The sequence below is a fragment of the Pseudomonas iridis genome (assembly GCF_017980685.1).
In the GTDB taxonomy this organism is placed as follows: domain Bacteria; phylum Pseudomonadota; class Gammaproteobacteria; order Pseudomonadales; family Pseudomonadaceae; genus Aquipseudomonas; species Aquipseudomonas iridis.
Genome location: NZ_JACXXO010000006.1, coordinates 43,593 through 59,556, shown reverse-complemented (window position 1 = coordinate 59,556; position 15,964 = coordinate 43,593). Strand labels below are relative to the sequence as shown.

Below are 15,964 nucleotides of genomic sequence, written 5' to 3'. Positions count from 1 at the left end.
GCTTAGTGCGCCTCATCCCAGTTATTGCCCACACCCACTTCGACCAGCAGCGGCACATCCAGCTTCGCCGCTTCGCTCATATGCTGACGAATTTCGGCGCTGACCTGATCCACCAGATCCTCGCGAACCTCCAGCACCAGTTCATCGTGCACTTGCAGGATGACTCGCGCGTCCAGCCCGGATGTCGTCAGCCAGTTATCCACCGCGACCATGGCTTTCTTGATGATGTCGGCTGCCGTGCCTTGCATCGGCGCGTTGATTGCCGTGCGTTCAGCGGCAGCACGTTCCTGCGGCTTGTTGGAGTTGATTTCCGGCAAGTACAGGCGACGGCCGAAGAACGTTTCGACATAACCCTGATCCGCAGCCTGTGCGCGGGTGCGATCCATGTACTCGCGAACGCCCGGATAACGCGCGAAATAGGTGTCGATGTAAGCCTTGGCGGTCTTGGTGTCGACGCCAATGTCCTTGCCGAGTTTCTGTGCGCCCATACCGTAGATCAGGCCAAAGTTGATCGCCTTGGCGCCACGGCGCTGGTCGGAAGTCACTTCGTTGAGCTCGACCTTGAACACTTCGGCAGCGGTGGCGGTGTGCACATCCAGATTGTTGCGGAAGGCGTTCATCAAGCCTTCGTCCTTGGACAGGTGGGCCATGATCCGCAGTTCGATCTGCGAATAGTCCGCCGCCAGCAGTTTGTAGCCTTTTGGCGCGACGAAGGCCTGACGGATGCGTCGGCCTTCAGCGGTACGCACCGGAATGTTCTGCAGGTTCGGATCGCTGGAGGACAGGCGCCCGGTCGATGCCACGGCCTGATGGTACGAAGTGTGGACGCGCCCGGTGCGCGGGTTGATCTGCTCCGGCAGGCGATCGGTGTAGGTGCTTTTCAGCTTGCTCATGGAGCGATGCGCCATCAGCACTTTCGGCAAGCGGTGATCGTCTTCGGCCAGTTTCGCCAAGACTTCTTCGGCGGTGGACGGCTGGCCCTTGGCGGTTTTCTTCAAAACCGGCAGGCCGAGTTTCTCGTAGAGAATCACGCCGAGCTGCTTGGGCGAGCCCAGGTTGAATTCTTCCCCGGCGATTTCGAACGCTTCGCGCTCCAGCGCGACCATCTTGTTGCCCAGCTCAATGCTCTGGATACCGAGCAGCTCGGCATCGACGAATGCGCCCTGGCGTTCGATGCGCGCCAGCACCGGTACCAATGGAATCTCGATGTCGGTCAGCACGCTGGCCAGGCTTGGAATGGCGCTGAGTTTTTCAAACAGCGTCTGGTGCAAACGCAAGGTGATGTCGGCGTCTTCGGCGGCATACGGCCCGGCCTGTTCCAGCGCGATTTGGTCGAAGGTCAGTTGCTTGGCGCCTTTGCCGGCGATGTCCTGGAAACTCACGGTGGTGTGGTCCAGGTACTTCTGCGCGAGGCTGTCCATGTCATGGCGGGTGGCGGTGGAGTTGAGCACGTAGGACTCAAGCATCGTGTCGAAGGCGACGCCGCGCACGGTGATGCCTTCGTTCTGATCGCCGCCGATGGCGCAGTTGGCCAGAATGTTCATGTCGAACTTGGCGTGTTGGCCGACCTTGAGTTTGTTCGGGTCTTCGAGAATCGGCTTGAGCGCGCGCAGTACGGTGTCGCGATCCAGTTGCTCCGGCACGCCGATGTAGGAGTGGGTTAGCGGAATGTATGCCGCTTCGTTGGCCTGCACCGCGAACGACAGACCGACAAGCTGTGCCTGCTGTGCATCGATACCGGTGGTTTCAGTGTCGAAGGCGAACAGTTTGGCGTTCTTGAGTTTTTCCAGCCAGACGTCAAAACGCGTCTGATCGAGGATGGTTTCGTAAGCAGCTTCAGCCGGAGCGGCCGGGGCTTCGGCCTCTGGCGCGCTGAACAGATCACCCGCCGGCTCAGGCGCCGCAGCGCTGCTTAGCTCCAGGCGTTTGGCGTCGCGATCGAGATCGTTGATCCAGCTCTTGAATTCCAGCAGCGTGTACAGCTCGTAGAGCTTGGCCGGATCTTCGGCGCGCATCTGCAAATCGTCGAGTTCGATGTCCAGCGGCACGTCGATCTTGATGGTCGCCAGTTGATAGGAGAGGAATGCCATCTCCTTGTGTTCTTCGAGCTTGGCCGGCAGGGTCTTGGCGCCGCGAATCGGCAGGGTCGGCACGATGTCGAGCTGCGCATACAGTTCGGTCAGGCCACCGTTGACGCCGACCAGCAGGCCGGATGCGGTTTTCGGGCCGATGCCGGGAACGCCCGGAATGTTGTCGGAAGAGTCACCCATCAACGCCAGATAATCGATGATCTGCTCCGGAGCGACGCCGAATTTCTCCTTCACGCCCTCCACGTCCATCGAGCTACCGGACATGGTATTGACCAAGGTAATGTGGCCATCGACCAGTTGCGCCATGTCCTTGTCGCCGGTGGAGATGATTACCGGACGATCCGCCGCCGCACTGCTGCGGGCCAGCGTGCCGATCACATCGTCGGCCTCGACGCCTTCCACGCACAGCAGCGGGAAGCCGAGGGCGATCACGCTCTGGTGCAGCGGCTCGATCTGTACGCGCATGTCGTCGGGCATGCTCGGGCGGTTGGCCTTGTATTCGGCGTACATCTCATCGCGAAATGTGCCGCCCTTGGCGTCGAAAACCACGGCGAACGGACTGTCCGGGTACTGTTTGCGCAAACTTTTGAGCATGTTCAGCACGCCCTTGACCGCACCGGTCGGCAGACCTTTGGAGGTGGTCAAAGGAGGCAGGGCGTGGAAAGCGCGGTACAGGTAAGACGAACCGTCCACCAGGACGAGGGGGGCTTGGCTCATGAGCAGAATCAACCTTTTCGGCGGGCCCGGCGCTAGAATAGCGGGACCGTTGACGACAAAGGGACAAGGTTATCATGCGTACGTTAAATCGCTTGCTGCTGGTCGGGTTGATTGCTGCTTCACCATTGGCCGCGATGGCGGCGGATGATGCGCCGACGGGGGACCCCGAAGTTACCATTCGCACGGAAGGCGACAAGACCATTCAGGAGTATCGACAAAACGGTTTCCTGTATGCGATCAAAGTCACGCCGAAGGGCGCACCACCGTACTTTCTTGTGCGCGCAGACGGGACGGATGCGAATTTCATTCGCTCGGATCAGCCGGATATGCTGATTCCGTCGTGGAAGATTTTCGAATGGAAGTAGTCTCTTAATTTTAATCGGCGCCGCGTTGATCGCGGCGCCCGAACTGAGCAGTTTTTAACCATGTCTGTGTTCACCCCCCTGGCTCGGCCCGAGCTGGAAACCTTTCTCGCCCCTTACGGGCTTGGCCGTCTGCTTGATTTCCAGGGGATTGCCGCCGGCAGCGAAAACACCAATTTCTTCATCAGCCTGGAGCAGGGCGAATTCGTCCTGACCCTGGTCGAGCGCGGCCCGGTGCAGGAGATGCCGTTCTTCATCGACCTGCTCGACGTGCTGCACGAAGCCGATCTGCCGGTGCCGTATGCACTGCGCACCACCGACGGCGTGGCGTTGCGTGAACTCAAAGGCAAACCGGCACTGCTGCAGCCGCGTCTGGCTGGCAAGCACATCAAGGTCGCCAACGCCCAGCATTGCGCGCAGGTCGGCGAGTTGCAGGCGCATCTGCACCTGGCGACCCAGGGTGAGCACATGATCAAGCGCAAGACCGATCGTGGCCTCGACTGGATGCTGGAGGAGGGCACCGCGTTGCTCTCGCACCTGAGCGATGCGCCGCGCGCGTTGCTGCAAAAGGCGCTGGATGAAATCACTGCGCGCAAGGACAAGATTCTCGCGCTGCCTCGGGCGAATATTCACGCCGACCTGTTTCGCGACAACGCAATGTTCGAAGGCACGCATCTGACCGGGCTGATCGACTTCTACAACGCCTGTTCGGGCCCGATGCTCTATGACGTGGCGATTGCGTTGAACGATTGGTGTTCGGACGATGATGGTCTGATCGATGGCCCGCGTGCCCGTGCTTTCCTCGGCGCCTACGCGGCGCTACGGCCGTTTACGGCGGCAGAGGCTGAGTTGTGGCCGACCATGCTGCGAGTGGCGTGTGTGCGGTTCTGGCTGTCGCGGTTGATCGCGGCCGAACAGTTTGCCGGGCAGGACGTGTTGATTCACGATCCGCAGGAGTTTGAGCAGCGCTTGGCGCAGCGGCAGATGGTTAGCATTCATCTGCCTTTTGCCCTTTGAAAGCTTCGCGAGCAGGCTCGCTCCCACAGGATTTCATTAATCCTTGTGGGAGCGAGCCTGCTCGCGAATGGGGGCAACACGAATGCCGGGGTTACAACGACTCCAGGCAACCCGCCAAATCATTGCCCAGCTTCTCCAGCACCTGCTCATATCCCTGAGCCGTCGCCGGGGTGTAACCGCCCAATGCATCCAGTTCCGCCAGTTTCACCGGCAGGCCGGCGACCAGCGTTTCCGCCAGACGCGGGCGCAATGGCGGCTCGCTGAACACGCAGGTCTTGCCCACTTCCTGCAAACGCTTGCGCATCGCAGCGACATGCTGGGCACCCGGCTGCACCTCGGTCGCCACGCTGAACACGCCGGTATGCTTCAAGCCGTAAGCGTCTTCGAAGTAGTCGAACGCTTCGTGAAAGACGAAGTACGGTTTGCCTTCAACGCTGGCCAGACGCTTCTTCAAACGCAGATCCAACGCATCAAGACGCTCGTCGAAAGCCTTGGCGTTACTCTGATAGCGCTCGGCATTCGCCGGATCAGCTGCACTCAAATCAGCGGCCATTTTGTCGGCAATCACCCGCGCGTTCACCGGCGATAACCACAAGTGCGCATCCAGCGTGCCCGGACGGTGATCGTGGTCATGATCGTCGGCTTCTTCGGCGTGGGAATGACTGTCTTCAGCGAAATGGCGCAGTTTCATCCCCGGCAGATCCTGCACCGCGACGCTCGGCAGCGTACGACCGTTCAGCACGCGAGGCAGGAAACCTTCCATGCTCGGGCCGATCCAGTAGAGCAGATCCACCGATTGCACCTTCCGTACGTCGGATGGACGCAGCGCATAGTTGTGCGGCGAGGCACCCGGCGGCAGCAGTACCTCGGGAATCGCCACGCCGTCCTGCACGGCTGCGGCAATCAGCTGCAGCGGTTTGATGCTGGTGAGCACTTTGACCTCGGCCTGAGCCGAACCGATCAGCAGAAAACTGGCGACAAACGCCACAAAAACAGAAAAAAGTCGGGACACGATGACCACTCAAGGAGGCGAGAACGGGTAACATAATAACGTCTCTATCAAAACTCGTCGCCGCCCATGCCTATTACACCGATCGCCAGCCGTCCCCACGACCACTCTCATTGCGTGCACAGCGCTTTGTCGGAGGCCGATACTTTGTGTGCACAGAAAGGCTTGCGCCTGACTGCGTTGCGCCGCCGAGTGCTGGAGCTGGTGTGGCAAAGCCATAAACCGCTGGGTGCCTACGACATTCTGGCGGTGCTGAGCGAGCAGGACGGCCGCCGTGCCGCGCCGCCGACCGTGTACCGGGCGCTGGATTTCCTGCTGGAAAACGGCCTGGTGCATCGCATCTCCTCGCTCAACGCCTTTGTTGGCTGTGTGCACCCGGAACATGCGCATCAGGGCCAGTTCCTGATCTGCCGCGAATGTCACGCTGCCATCGAGCTTGAGCAAAAAGTGATCAGTGACGCAATCATCAACAGCGCCATGGATGTCGGTTTTATCGTCGAAGCGCAGACCGTCGAAGTGGTCGGCCTGTGCTCCGGTTGCCAGGGGGCTTGATGAGCAATGCGCTGATCCGTCTGGAGCAAGTCGCCGTCACGTTTGGCGGACAAACCGTGCTGGACAACATCGAGCTGAGTGTCGAGCCGGGGCAGATAGTCACCCTGATCGGCCCCAATGGCGCGGGCAAGACCACGCTGGTGCGCGCCGTGCTCGGATTGTTGAAACCGAACAGTGGCAGCGTCTGGCGCAAGCCGAAACTGCGCGTCGGCTACATGCCGCAAAAGCTTCACGTCGATCCGACCTTGCCGCTCTCGGTGCTGCGTTTTCTGCGTTTGGTGCCCGGCGTTGATCGCCCGCGTGCACTGGCGGCGCTGAAAGAAGTCGGCGCCGAGCACGTCATCGACAGCCCGGTGCAGAGCGTTTCCGGTGGTGAAATGCAGCGCGTACTGCTCGCCCGAGCCCTGCTGCGCGAACCGGAACTGCTGGTGCTCGATGAGCCAGTGCAAGGCGTTGATGTCGCCGGCCAGGCGGAGCTGTACAGCCTGATCACCCGACTGCGCGATCGCCACGGCTGCGGCGTACTGATGGTTTCCCACGATTTGCATCTGGTGATGAGCACCACCGACCAGGTGGTCTGCCTCAACCGTCACGTCTGCTGCTCTGGGCATCCAGAGCAAGTCAGCGGCGATCCGGCGTTTGTCGAGCTGTTCGGCAAGAACGCGCCGAGCCTGGCGATTTATCACCACCACCACGACCACGCCCACGACCTGCACGGTTCAGTGGTCAAGGGCCCGGTTTCGGGCCAGCCCCACGTTCATGGAGACAACTGCAAGCATGGCTGATTTTCTGTTGTATGCCCTGCTTGCAGGTCTGGCGCTGGCGGTGGTCGCAGGGCCGCTTGGTTCGTTTGTGGTATGGCGGCGCATGGCGTATTTCGGCGATACCTTGTCCCATGCCGCATTGCTCGGCGTGGCGCTGGGCTTCCTGCTGGATGTCAGCCCGACGGTTGCGGTCACGGTCGGCTGCCTGCTGCTGGCGGTGTTGCTGGTCACGTTGCAACAGCGTCAGCCGCTGGCATCCGACACGCTTTTGGGAATTCTCGCACCGAGCACGCTCTCTCTCGGGCTTGTCGTACTAAGCTTCATGCATGAAGTGCGGATCGACCTGATGGCCTATCTGTTCGGTGACCTGCTGGCGATCAGCCCGACTGACCTGGCATGGATCCTCGGCGGCAGCGCGGCGGTGCTGGTGTTACTGGTGACGCTGTGGCGGCCGCTGCTGGCGATCACCGTGCACGAGGAACTGGCCAGGGTTGAAGGCCTGCCGGTCGCGGGCTTGCGCATGGCGCTGATGTTGTTGATCGCGGTGGTGATCGCGGTGGCGATGAAAATCGTCGGCGTATTGCTGATTACTTCGCTGTTGATCATTCCGGCGGCTGCGGCACAGCGTCACGCTCGTTCACCGGAGCAGATGGCGCTGGGCGCGAGCCTGCTGGGCATGCTCGCCGTGTGTGGCGGGCTGGCGTTGTCATGGTTCAAGGACACCCCGGCGGGGCCGTCAATCGTTGTGACGGCGGCCGCACTGTTTCTGCTGAGTTTTGTTCTGCCTCGTCGTGGGGTGTAGACTTGGCCGCTTTTTGCGCAATTAGAGAGTCGCAGGAATGAAGCCGTTCGCCTCCCGTTATCTGCTCCTTGTCGCATTTTCAGTGCTGCTGGGCGCCTGCCAAAGCACGCCGCCGGTGGCTGAAGTCCCCGATGCGCGGGCTACGGCCATCGCGCAGCTGGAACAAAGCCTGGCCAGCAGCGAATTGGCCACTGCCGAAGCCCAGTTGGCCACTTTGCAGACTGAAACCCTCAACGATCAATCCCTTGAGCAATATCAACGGCAATTGGCCGAGGCGTATCTGCGTCGCAGCCAAATTGTCCTGCAAAAGGGTGATGTAAACGCTGCTGCAACTGCTTTGAGCCGTGCACGTGTTTTGATGCCCAAGGCCCCGGCGCTGACCGGTGGCGTCAACGGCGCCATTACCGAAGCACGCAAGGCCGAGCTTGAAAAAGCCGAGGCGGCGTTGCTCGCGGCGGAAGCCAGGCCGAAAGCCAAAGTGATTGATCCAACAGCAGAGAGCACCACGGTTGCGCTGAATATCACCGATATTCACAAACTTCGCCGCCAATTGGATGCGATCGCCGCCGATGTAGTGAATTACGAGTGTGCGGTGACTATTCAGGTACCACGTACCAATGACTATCCCTGGTTGGCGAATTTGCTGACCAAGCGTGTGAAGAAATTGAATCCGGACTTTGATCTGAAGATCGAGAAGCAGATTCTGCGCACGGTGCCGGCGCAGATGGTGCTGAGTCCGCGTAAACCGTAAAAAGATCGCAGCCTCCGGCAGCTCCTACAGGGCGAATGTGAACCCATGTAGGAGCAGCCGATGGCTGCGATCCTTTGCTTTTAAGCCGGAACGGCTTTCGCCTTAGGCTCCCGCGCCCAAACCCGATGCTGCCCGATCGCGGCAAAGAACGGTTTGGTCAACGCCCCGACGTCCTTACCCTCGAGCAACCCGGCATCTGCCTCCAGCTTCAGCACATCCAGCAATTGCTTGGCTTCGCCGTGCAAGGCAATCGCCTTCAAGTGCTTGTACGCCTCCAGCACGTAATGCAACGCCACGCCGTCACCGCTCAACGCTTTGATCGACGCCGCGCCACCCGGCACGAACACCGCATCGAAAATCACGGAAGGCATGCCTTCCATCGATGCATCCACCGGCAGGCTTTTGCCATCGGCGGTTTTTACCGGCGCCGAGGTCGGGCCGAGCAATTTAGCGTGCGCGCCTTCGGCGGCCAGTGCTTTCTTCATCGCATCAATCGCCGCACCATCGACGCCGTTGGCAGCAAGAATCGCTACTTTTCGCGTCTTGATGTTTTCTGGCAACAAATTGGCCTGGCTCAGCGCCGGTGAGTGATCGAAAGACGTTTTGCGCGCTTCGACCGTGCCTTTGGTGGGTGCCGGCAGACCGAGATTTTCCGCCACGCGCTTGGCCAGTTCCAGATCGATGTTCGCCAGAATTTCGTTCACTTCCCGTGCACGGATGAACTCGCGCTCAACCTTGCCCAGCTCGAAGCTGTAAGCGGCAATGATGTGTTCCTTCTCATGCTCGCTCATGCTGTTGAAGAACAAGGTTGCCTGCGAGAAGTGATCGCTGAACGACTGGCTGCGCTGACGGATCTTGGCGGCGTCGATGCGTTCCGGATAGCTCTCGAAACCACCGTCCTGCGCGGCCGGTGGCGTTTCTTTCGGCCAACCGCCGTCAATCGAGTTCGGCTCGTAAGAGGCGCGCCCCTTGTCGATCGTTGTGCGGTGCTGAGCATCGCGCTGACCGTTGTGGAACGGCGCCACCGGACGGTTGATCGGCAGCTCATGAAAGTTCGGCCCACCGAGTCGGCTGATTTGCGTATCGGTGTAGGAAAATAGCCGACCTTGCAGCAGCGGATCGTTGGAGAAGTCGATACCCGGAACAATGTGGCCAGGGCAGAACGCAACCTGCTCGGTCTCGGCGAAGAAGTTGTCCGGGTTGCGGTTGAGGGTCATTTTGCCCAGCGGCGTGATCGGCACGATTTCTTCCGGGATCAGCTTGGTCGGGTCGAGGATGTCGAAGTCGAAATCGTGCTCTTTTTCCTCCTCGATGATCTGCACGCCCAACTCCCATTCCGGGTAGTCGCCCATCTCGATGGCTTCCCAGAGGTCGCGACGGTGATAGTCGGTGTCTTTACCGGCGAGCTTCTGCGCTTCGTCCCACACCAGCGAGCAAGTCCCCGCAGTCGGGCGCCAGTGGAATTTGACGAAGCGCGATTTGCCCTCGGCGTTGATCAGGCGGAAGGTGTGCACGCCAAAGCCCTGCATGCTGCGCAGGCTCTTCGGGATCGCCCGGTCGGACATCGCCCAGATGACCATGTGCGCCGACTCCGGCACCAGCGACACGAAGTCCCAGAAGGTGTCGTGAGCCGAGCCACCGGTAGGGATTTCGTTGTGCGGTTCAGGTTTTACCGCGTGGACGAAGTCCGGGAACTTGATCGCGTCCTGAATGAAAAACACCGGCATGTTGTTGCCGACCAGGTCGAAATTGCCCTCGTCGGTGAAGAACTTCACGGCAAAACCGCGCACGTCACGCACGGTGTCGCCGGAACCGCGTGGCCCTTGCACTGTGGAAAAGCGGACGAACACCGGGGTTTTCTTCCCCGGGTCCTGTAGGAATCCGGCTTTGGTCAGCGCAGCATGATTTTCATAGGCTTGAAAAAAACCATGAGCCCCGGTGCCGCGGGCGTGGACGATACGTTCCGGGATACGTTCATGGTCAAAATGCGTGATTTTTTCACGCATGATGAAGTCTTCCAGCAGCGACGGCCCGCGTTCACCGACCTTGAGGGTGTTCTGGTTGTCGGCAACCTTCACGCCTTGGTTGGTGCGCAGTGCCTGGCCGGTGGCGTCGGAGCGAAATGTCTCCAGACTGTCGAGCTTGGCGTTGGTGTTGGCGCGATCCGGGGTATCGGTTCCGGCCATTTCACTTTTTGCAGGGGCAGGTTTCTTGGTACTCATCAGACGTAAACTCCTCGTTTGACCCCGGGACGTGCCGAGGACTCTTGAGTGGTTCCCGGGCACGGCACCCAGGGTTTCAAGTCGCTTAAGTAGTGACCGATGACAAGGAACGAGCGTTCCTTTTTTATGACCTTTGATCTTCTTATTGCCAATTCGAAGGTTAAATGCGAAATAAATGCTAAGAACCTCTATACGGACAGGCTAAAATGCGCGCCCGGCTAACCGCTGATCCTTTTCTAACGCGCCCCACAAGGTTCGCTACGTGATCGAGTTTCAAAACGTCCACAAGACTTACCGCGTCGCCGGTAAGGACATCCCCGCCCTGCACCCGACCAGTCTCTCGATTGAGAACGGTCAGGTCTTCGGTCTGATCGGCCATTCCGGCGCGGGAAAAAGTACCCTGCTGCGTCTGATCAATCGCCTGGAAGAATCCAGTGGCGGCAAGATCTTCGTCGACGGCGAAGAAGTCACCGCGCTGGACGCCAACGGCCTGCGCCGTTTCCGCCAGCAAGTCGGGATGATCTTCCAGCACTTCAACTTGCTCGCGTCCAAGACTGTCGCCGACAACGTTGCGTTGCCGCTGACCTTGGCCGGCGAGTTGTCGAGCAGCGAAATCGACAAACGTGTGGCCGAGTTGCTGGCGCGGGTCGGTCTTTCCGACCACGCCAGGAAGTACCCGGCGCAGTTGTCCGGTGGCCAGAAGCAGCGTGTCGGCATCGCCCGCGCTCTGGCGACCAAGCCCAAGATTCTGCTGTGCGACGAAGCCACCAGCGCTCTCGACCCGCAGACCACGGCCTCGGTCCTGCAACTGCTGGCCGAGATCAATCGCGAGCTGAAACTGACCATCGTGCTGATCACCCACGAGATGGACGTCATCCGCCGCGTGTGCGATCAGGTCGGTGTGATGGATGCCGGCGTGATCGTCGAGCAAGGTTCGGTGGCCGATGTGTTCCTGCATCCGCAGCACCCGACCACCAAGCGTTTCGTGCAGGAAAGCGAGCAGATCGACGAAAGCGAACAGCGCGATGACTTCGCTCACGTGCCGGGCCGTATCGTGCGTCTGACTTTCCAGGGAGAAGCGACCTACGCGCCGTTGCTCGGTACCGTCGCCCGCGAGACCGGTGTCGACTACAGCATCCTGGCCGGTCGTATCGATCGCATCAAAGACGTTCCGTACGGGCAATTGACCCTCGCCGTCACCGGTGGCGACATGGAAGCGGCGTTCGCCCGCTTCACCGCCGCTGACGTTCACATGGAGGTCCTGCGTTAATGGAAGCCTTTATGAGCTTTTTCGCCAATATCGACTGGTACGAAATCTGGCTGGCCACCGGCGACACGATGCTGATGCTCGGCGGTTCGCTGCTGTTCACCGTGCTGCTCGGTCTGCCGCTGGGCGTACTGCTGTTTTTGTGCAGCCCGCGTCAGTTGCTGGAAAACCGCGGTGTCTACGCGTTCATGTCGCTGGCGGTGAACATCCTGCGCTCACTGCCGTTCATCATTCTGCTGATCGTGATGATCCCGTTCACCGTGCTGATCACCGGCACCTCGCTGGGCGTGGCCGGTGCGATTCCGCCGCTGGTGGTGGGTGCAACGCCATTCTTCGCGCGTCTGGTGGAAACTGCACTGCGTGAAGTCGATCGCGGCATCATCGAGGCGACCCAGTCGATGGGCGCGACCACTCGGCAGATCATCGTCAACGCGTTGCTGCCAGAGGCCCGTCCGGGCATCTTCGCAGCGATTACCGTGACAGCGATTACACTGGTTTCCTACACGGCGATGGCCGGTGTGGTGGGTGCCGGTGGCCTGGGCGACCTGGCGATCCGTTTCGGCTACCAGCGTTTCCAGACCGACGTGATGATCGTCACAGTGGTGTTGCTGCTGATCCTGGTGCAAGTGTTGCAAATGGTAGGCGACCGACTGGTCGTGCATTTCTCGCGCAAATAACCGGTTTTTGTAATCAAGAGATGAGCCGGCCATTCGCTGGCAGGCGCCAGACGGGCGCCTCATAAGGAGTTAGCTGAATGAAAAAACTGATCGCTGCTTTCGCTGCCGTTGCGGCATTCTCGGCCCACGCCGAAACCCTGACCGTTGCCGCCAGCCCGGTGCCGCACGCTGAAATCCTCGAATTCGTGAAGCCTGCACTGGCCAAAGAAGGCGTGGATCTGAAGGTCAAGGTCTTCACCGACTACATTCAGCCGAACGTACAGGTTGCCGAAAAGCGTCTGGACGCCAACTTCTTCCAGCACCAGCCGTACCTCGATGAGTTCAACAAGGCCAAGGGCACCAGCCTGGTTGCCGTGACCGGCGTACACCTGGAACCACTGGGCGCGTACTCGAGCAAGATCAAGAAGATCGAAGAATTGCCAGGCGGCGCCAACGTGGTCATCCCGAACGACGCCACCAACGGCGGCCGTGCGCTGTTGCTGCTGGCCAAGGCTGGCGTGATCACTTTGAAGGACCCGACCAACATCCTGTCGACCATCAAAGACATCGCGCAAAACCCGAAAGACCTGAAGTTCCGCGAACTGGAAGCCGCGACCATCCCGCGTGTGCTGACTCAGGTCGATCTGGCGCTGATCAACACCAACTACGCGCTGGAAGCCAAGCTCGATCCGTCCAAGGACGCGCTGGTGATTGAAGGTAACGACTCGCCTTACGTGAACATCCTCGTGTCCCGTGCGGACAACAAGGACAGCGACGCGATGAAGAAACTGGCTGCTGCCCTGCACAGCCCGGAGGTGAAGCAATTCATTACCGAGAAGTACAAGGGTGCGGTGTTGCCGGCGTTCTGATTCAGATTGCTGCAATGAAAAAGGGGCGCATTTGATGCGCCCCTTTTTTATGGCGGGTGTTCGGCTTGAGATCCGCTGTGAATCTTCCCCTCACCCCAGCCCTCTCCCGAGGGAGAGGGGGCCGACCGAGGTGTCTGGCGCTATGCATCGACCTGAAAGATCCAGTCGATTATGGATTCGCCACAGTACTCTCACGTCGGCGTATTTCATCAGCATCCCCCATTCAGTCCCCTCTCCCTCCGGGAGAGGGCTAGGGTGAGGGGCTTTGGCTTTTAAATCTCACTTGCGATTGAGCATCACCGGCAACTGCGCCACCAGTTTGGCGTTGTTCAGCGGCGCCCGAATAAACCCGCGCTGCGTGCCGTCCGGCCCGATTACCGCCAGATTGCCGCTGTGATCCACCGTGTAATTCGGCTTGCTGGTGTCCGCTGGAATAAACGGAATGCTCACCGCGTTGGCGACTTTCTGCAGTTCTTCGATCGAGGTTGGCGTCAGGCCGATGAATTGCGGATCGAAGTAGCCCAGATACTGCTTCAACTGCTTCGGGTTATCTCGGTTCGGGTCGACGCTGACCAGCACGATCTGCAACTTGTCCACAGCGTCCTTCGGCAGTTCACTTTTGATCTGGCGCAGTTGCGCGAGGGTGGTCGGGCAGATATCCGGGCAGAAGGTGTAGCCGAAAAACAGCAGACTCCACTTGCCCTTGAGTTCATTGATCGCGACCGGTTTGCCGTCCTGATCGGTCATCGTCACGTCCGGCAGATTGCGGCTCTGCGGCAGCAGGATGATGCCGGCGTCGATCAGCGCGGTCGGGTCGCCCTGGCCCTTGCCGCTCAGCACTTTGTTGACGGTAAGGCCGAGGATCAACGCGACCACGGCGACGAGGATGAAAACGGTTTTCTGGGTTCGAGTCATAGGTTCAACAGTAAGTAGTGGTCTACGAGCAGGGCGATGAACAACAGGAACAAGTAATAAATAGAGTACTTGAAGGTGTTGATCGCCGCGTGCGGCCGAGTGCCACGGTACAGCACCACGGCCCATTGCAGAAACCTCGCGCCCAGGGCGAGGGCGCAAATGAGGTAGAGCATGCCGCTCATGTGGATCACATAAGGCAGCAGGCTCACGGCCAGCAGCGCAAAGGTGTACAGCAGAATGTGCACTTTGGTGTAGTGCTCGCCGTGGGTGACCGGCAGCATCGGGATATCGGCCTTGGCGTATTCCTCTTTGCGATGAATCGCCAGCGCCCAGAAGTGCGGCGGGGTCCAGGCGAAAATGATCAGCACCAACAGCAACGGTTCGGCGCTGACATGGCCAGTGGCGGCGGTCCAGCCGAGCAGCGGCGGTGCGGCGCCGGCCAGACCACCGATGACGATGTTCTGCGGCGTCGCGCGTTTGAGGAAACCGGTGTAAACCACCGCGTAACCTAGCAGCGACGCCAAGGTGAGCCAAGCCGTCAGCGGATTGGTGAAGGTCAGCAACAACGCCTGCCCCAGCAGCGCCAATACCAGCGCAAACGTCAGCGCGGCGGCAGGTGAAACCCGGCCCTCGGCCAACGGCCGTTTGTGGGTGCGCGCCATCAGCGCGTCGATGCGTCGATCCACCACATGATTGACCGCCGCCGCGCCGCCGGCACACAGCGCAATCCCCAGGTTGCCGAACACCAGCACCGTCCACGGGACCCCGGCGCGGGTCGCGAGAAACATGCCGACCAGCGAGGTGATGAGCATCAGCACCACCACTTTCGGTTTGGTCAGCTCCAGATAATCGCGCCACAACGCCTGCGCGGGACGTTCGCCAATCAGAATCGCCACGGCGTTTCTCCTTTTATGGTGATGGGCGCCGCCGAGTGTTTACGCGGGCTCAAGCGCCACCGCGCAATCAGCGGCTGCTTGACCCGAACCAGACTGGTGCGCGCGTGATAATTGACCAGCACCATCGACAACAACAGTGCTGCGCCGCCCGCGTTGTGGGCGACGGCGATTGGCAGCGGCAGATGGAACACCACGTTGCTGATGCCGAGGGTGATTTGCGCGGCGAGGGCGATGAGCACCAGGCCGGCCAGTCGGGTCATGCCAACCACTTTCAGTTGCCAGGCCAGACCGAGCAGCACCAGCGTTACCAGCAGCGCGCCGATGCGATGGGTCAGATGAATCGCCGTGCGTGCGTCGCTGTCGAGTTGTCCGCCCAGGTAATTCGGGCCGATATGCTGGGTCAGATGAAAGCCATTGGCGAAATCAGCGGGTGGCAGCCATTCGCCATGGCACGTCGGGAAGTCGATGCAGGCCACCGCCGCGTAGTTGGAACTGACCCAGCCACCGAGGGCGATCTGGCCGATCACCAGCAACAGTCCCGCCGTCGCCCAGTACTGCAAACGCTTTGGCACGGTCAGCGCCGGCAGTACACCGGACAATCTCAGGGTCAGCAAAAACAACAGACTCAACGTCGCGAAACCACCGAGCAAATGCCCGGTGACCACTTGTGGCCAGAGCTTGAGCGTCACTGTCCACATGCCGAACGCGGCTTGTGCGATGACCACCGCCAGCAAGAACAGTGGCAGTTTCAATGGCAGGCCCGGATGACGCCGATTGACCCACGCGCGACCGGCCAGCACCGAGATGAGCAGGCCGAGGGCGCCAGCGAAGTAGCGGTGGATCATCTCGTTCCAGCCCTTGTGTGCTTCGACCGGCGCCTCGGGGAAATGCAGTTCGGCATGGGCCAGTTGGGCTTCGCTTTTCGGCACGCTGATAAATCCGTAGCACCCCGGCCAGTCCGGGCAACCGAGGCCGGCGTGGGTCAGGCGTGTGTAGGCGCCGAGCAGCACCACAACCAGTGCCAGCAGGGTGGCAAACAGCGCGAGGCGAAATCCAGGTTTGGCCATGACGATGC

At 60.3% G+C, this 15,964-nt stretch carries 15 protein-coding genes; 9 read left to right on the top strand and 6 right to left on the bottom strand.

Features of this window, described 5'->3' with window-relative positions; all coding sequences use genetic code 11:
• Positions 1-2 precede the first annotated feature (2 nt).
• Positions 3-2,807, bottom strand: a complete 2,805-nt coding sequence (gene polA, locus IEQ42_RS12355; RefSeq protein WP_210703733.1) for a DNA polymerase I — start codon at positions 2,805-2,807, stop codon at positions 3-5.
• A gap of 74 nt (positions 2,808-2,881) precedes the next feature.
• On the opposite strand from polA, the gene IEQ42_RS12350 reads away from it, so the two are divergent.
• Both IEQ42_RS12350 and IEQ42_RS12345 read left to right on the top strand, forming a co-directional pair.
• Complete coding sequence (locus IEQ42_RS12350; RefSeq protein ID WP_042556955.1) at positions 2,882-3,172, top strand: DUF2782 domain-containing protein; 291 nt, start codon at positions 2,882-2,884, stop codon at positions 3,170-3,172.
• 60 nt (positions 3,173-3,232) lie between these two features.
• Positions 3,233-4,186, top strand: coding sequence for a homoserine kinase (locus tag IEQ42_RS12345; protein WP_210703732.1), 954 nt, complete (start codon positions 3,233-3,235; stop codon positions 4,184-4,186).
• Between the two features lie 91 nt (positions 4,187-4,277).
• Here IEQ42_RS12345 and IEQ42_RS12340 read toward each other — a convergent pair whose 3' ends face one another.
• Positions 4,278-5,198, bottom strand: coding sequence for a zinc ABC transporter substrate-binding protein (locus tag IEQ42_RS12340; RefSeq protein WP_210703731.1), 921 nt, complete (start codon positions 5,196-5,198; stop codon positions 4,278-4,280).
• 66 nt (positions 5,199-5,264) lie between these two features.
• On the opposite strand from IEQ42_RS12340, the gene IEQ42_RS12335 reads away from it, so the two are divergent.
• The 4 genes from IEQ42_RS12335 to IEQ42_RS12320 are packed head-to-tail and all read left to right on the top strand — an operon-like array spanning position 5,265 to position 8,064.
• Positions 5,265-5,747, top strand: a complete 483-nt coding sequence (locus tag IEQ42_RS12335; RefSeq protein WP_042556958.1) for a Fur family transcriptional regulator — start codon at positions 5,265-5,267, stop codon at positions 5,745-5,747.
• Entirely contained in the window at positions 5,747-6,532 is a 786-nt protein-coding gene (gene znuC, locus IEQ42_RS12330) for a zinc ABC transporter ATP-binding protein ZnuC (protein WP_042556959.1), read from the top strand. Before IEQ42_RS12335 ends, znuC begins: the two co-directional genes overlap by 1 nt.
• Positions 6,525-7,313 carry a zinc ABC transporter permease subunit ZnuB gene (gene znuB, locus IEQ42_RS12325; protein WP_042556960.1) on the top strand — a complete coding sequence of 263 codons (789 nt, stop codon included), beginning with the start codon at positions 6,525-6,527 and terminating at the stop codon, positions 7,311-7,313. The genes znuC and znuB overlap by 8 nt, the downstream gene beginning before the upstream one ends.
• 37 nt (positions 7,314-7,350) lie before the next feature.
• A complete protein-coding gene (locus tag IEQ42_RS12320) occupies positions 7,351-8,064 on the top strand; it encodes a PA5502 family lipoprotein (RefSeq protein WP_210703730.1) in 714 nt (237 codons plus the stop codon).
• 80 nt (positions 8,065-8,144) lie between these two features.
• Here IEQ42_RS12320 and katE read toward each other — a convergent pair whose 3' ends face one another.
• Positions 8,145-10,286, bottom strand: coding sequence for a catalase HPII (gene katE, locus IEQ42_RS12315; protein WP_210703729.1), 2,142 nt, complete (start codon positions 10,284-10,286; stop codon positions 8,145-8,147).
• Between the two features lie 262 nt (positions 10,287-10,548).
• Between katE and IEQ42_RS12310 the strand changes: the two genes are divergently transcribed.
• From IEQ42_RS12310 to IEQ42_RS12300, 3 genes are all read left to right on the top strand, one after another.
• The gene (locus IEQ42_RS12310; protein WP_042556963.1) at positions 10,549-11,556 is read left to right on the top strand and encodes a methionine ABC transporter ATP-binding protein; all 1,008 of its coding nucleotides are present in this window, start codon (positions 10,549-10,551) and stop codon (positions 11,554-11,556) included.
• A complete protein-coding gene (locus IEQ42_RS12305; RefSeq protein ID WP_042556964.1) occupies positions 11,556-12,230 on the top strand; it encodes a methionine ABC transporter permease in 675 nt (224 codons plus the stop codon). The genes IEQ42_RS12310 and IEQ42_RS12305 overlap by 1 nt, the downstream gene beginning before the upstream one ends.
• 77 nt (positions 12,231-12,307) lie before the next feature.
• The gene (locus IEQ42_RS12300) at positions 12,308-13,078 is read left to right on the top strand and encodes a MetQ/NlpA family ABC transporter substrate-binding protein (RefSeq protein WP_042556965.1); all 771 of its coding nucleotides are present in this window, start codon (positions 12,308-12,310) and stop codon (positions 13,076-13,078) included.
• Between the two features lie 279 nt (positions 13,079-13,357).
• Here IEQ42_RS12300 and IEQ42_RS12295 read toward each other — a convergent pair whose 3' ends face one another.
• Genes IEQ42_RS12295 through IEQ42_RS12285 form a run of 3 tightly spaced genes read right to left on the bottom strand, consistent with a single transcriptional unit; the run spans position 13,358 to position 15,956 of the window.
• The gene (locus IEQ42_RS12295; RefSeq protein WP_042556966.1) at positions 13,358-13,993 is read right to left on the bottom strand and encodes an SCO family protein; all 636 of its coding nucleotides are present in this window, start codon (positions 13,991-13,993) and stop codon (positions 13,358-13,360) included.
• Positions 13,990-14,889, bottom strand: a complete 900-nt coding sequence (gene cyoE, locus IEQ42_RS12290) for a heme o synthase (protein WP_042556967.1) — start codon at positions 14,887-14,889, stop codon at positions 13,990-13,992. Before cyoE ends, IEQ42_RS12295 begins: the two co-directional genes overlap by 4 nt.
• A complete protein-coding gene (locus IEQ42_RS12285) occupies positions 14,877-15,956 on the bottom strand; it encodes a COX15/CtaA family protein (protein WP_210703728.1) in 1,080 nt (359 codons plus the stop codon). Before IEQ42_RS12285 ends, cyoE begins: the two co-directional genes overlap by 13 nt.
• Between the last annotated feature and the right edge of the window lie 8 nt (positions 15,957-15,964).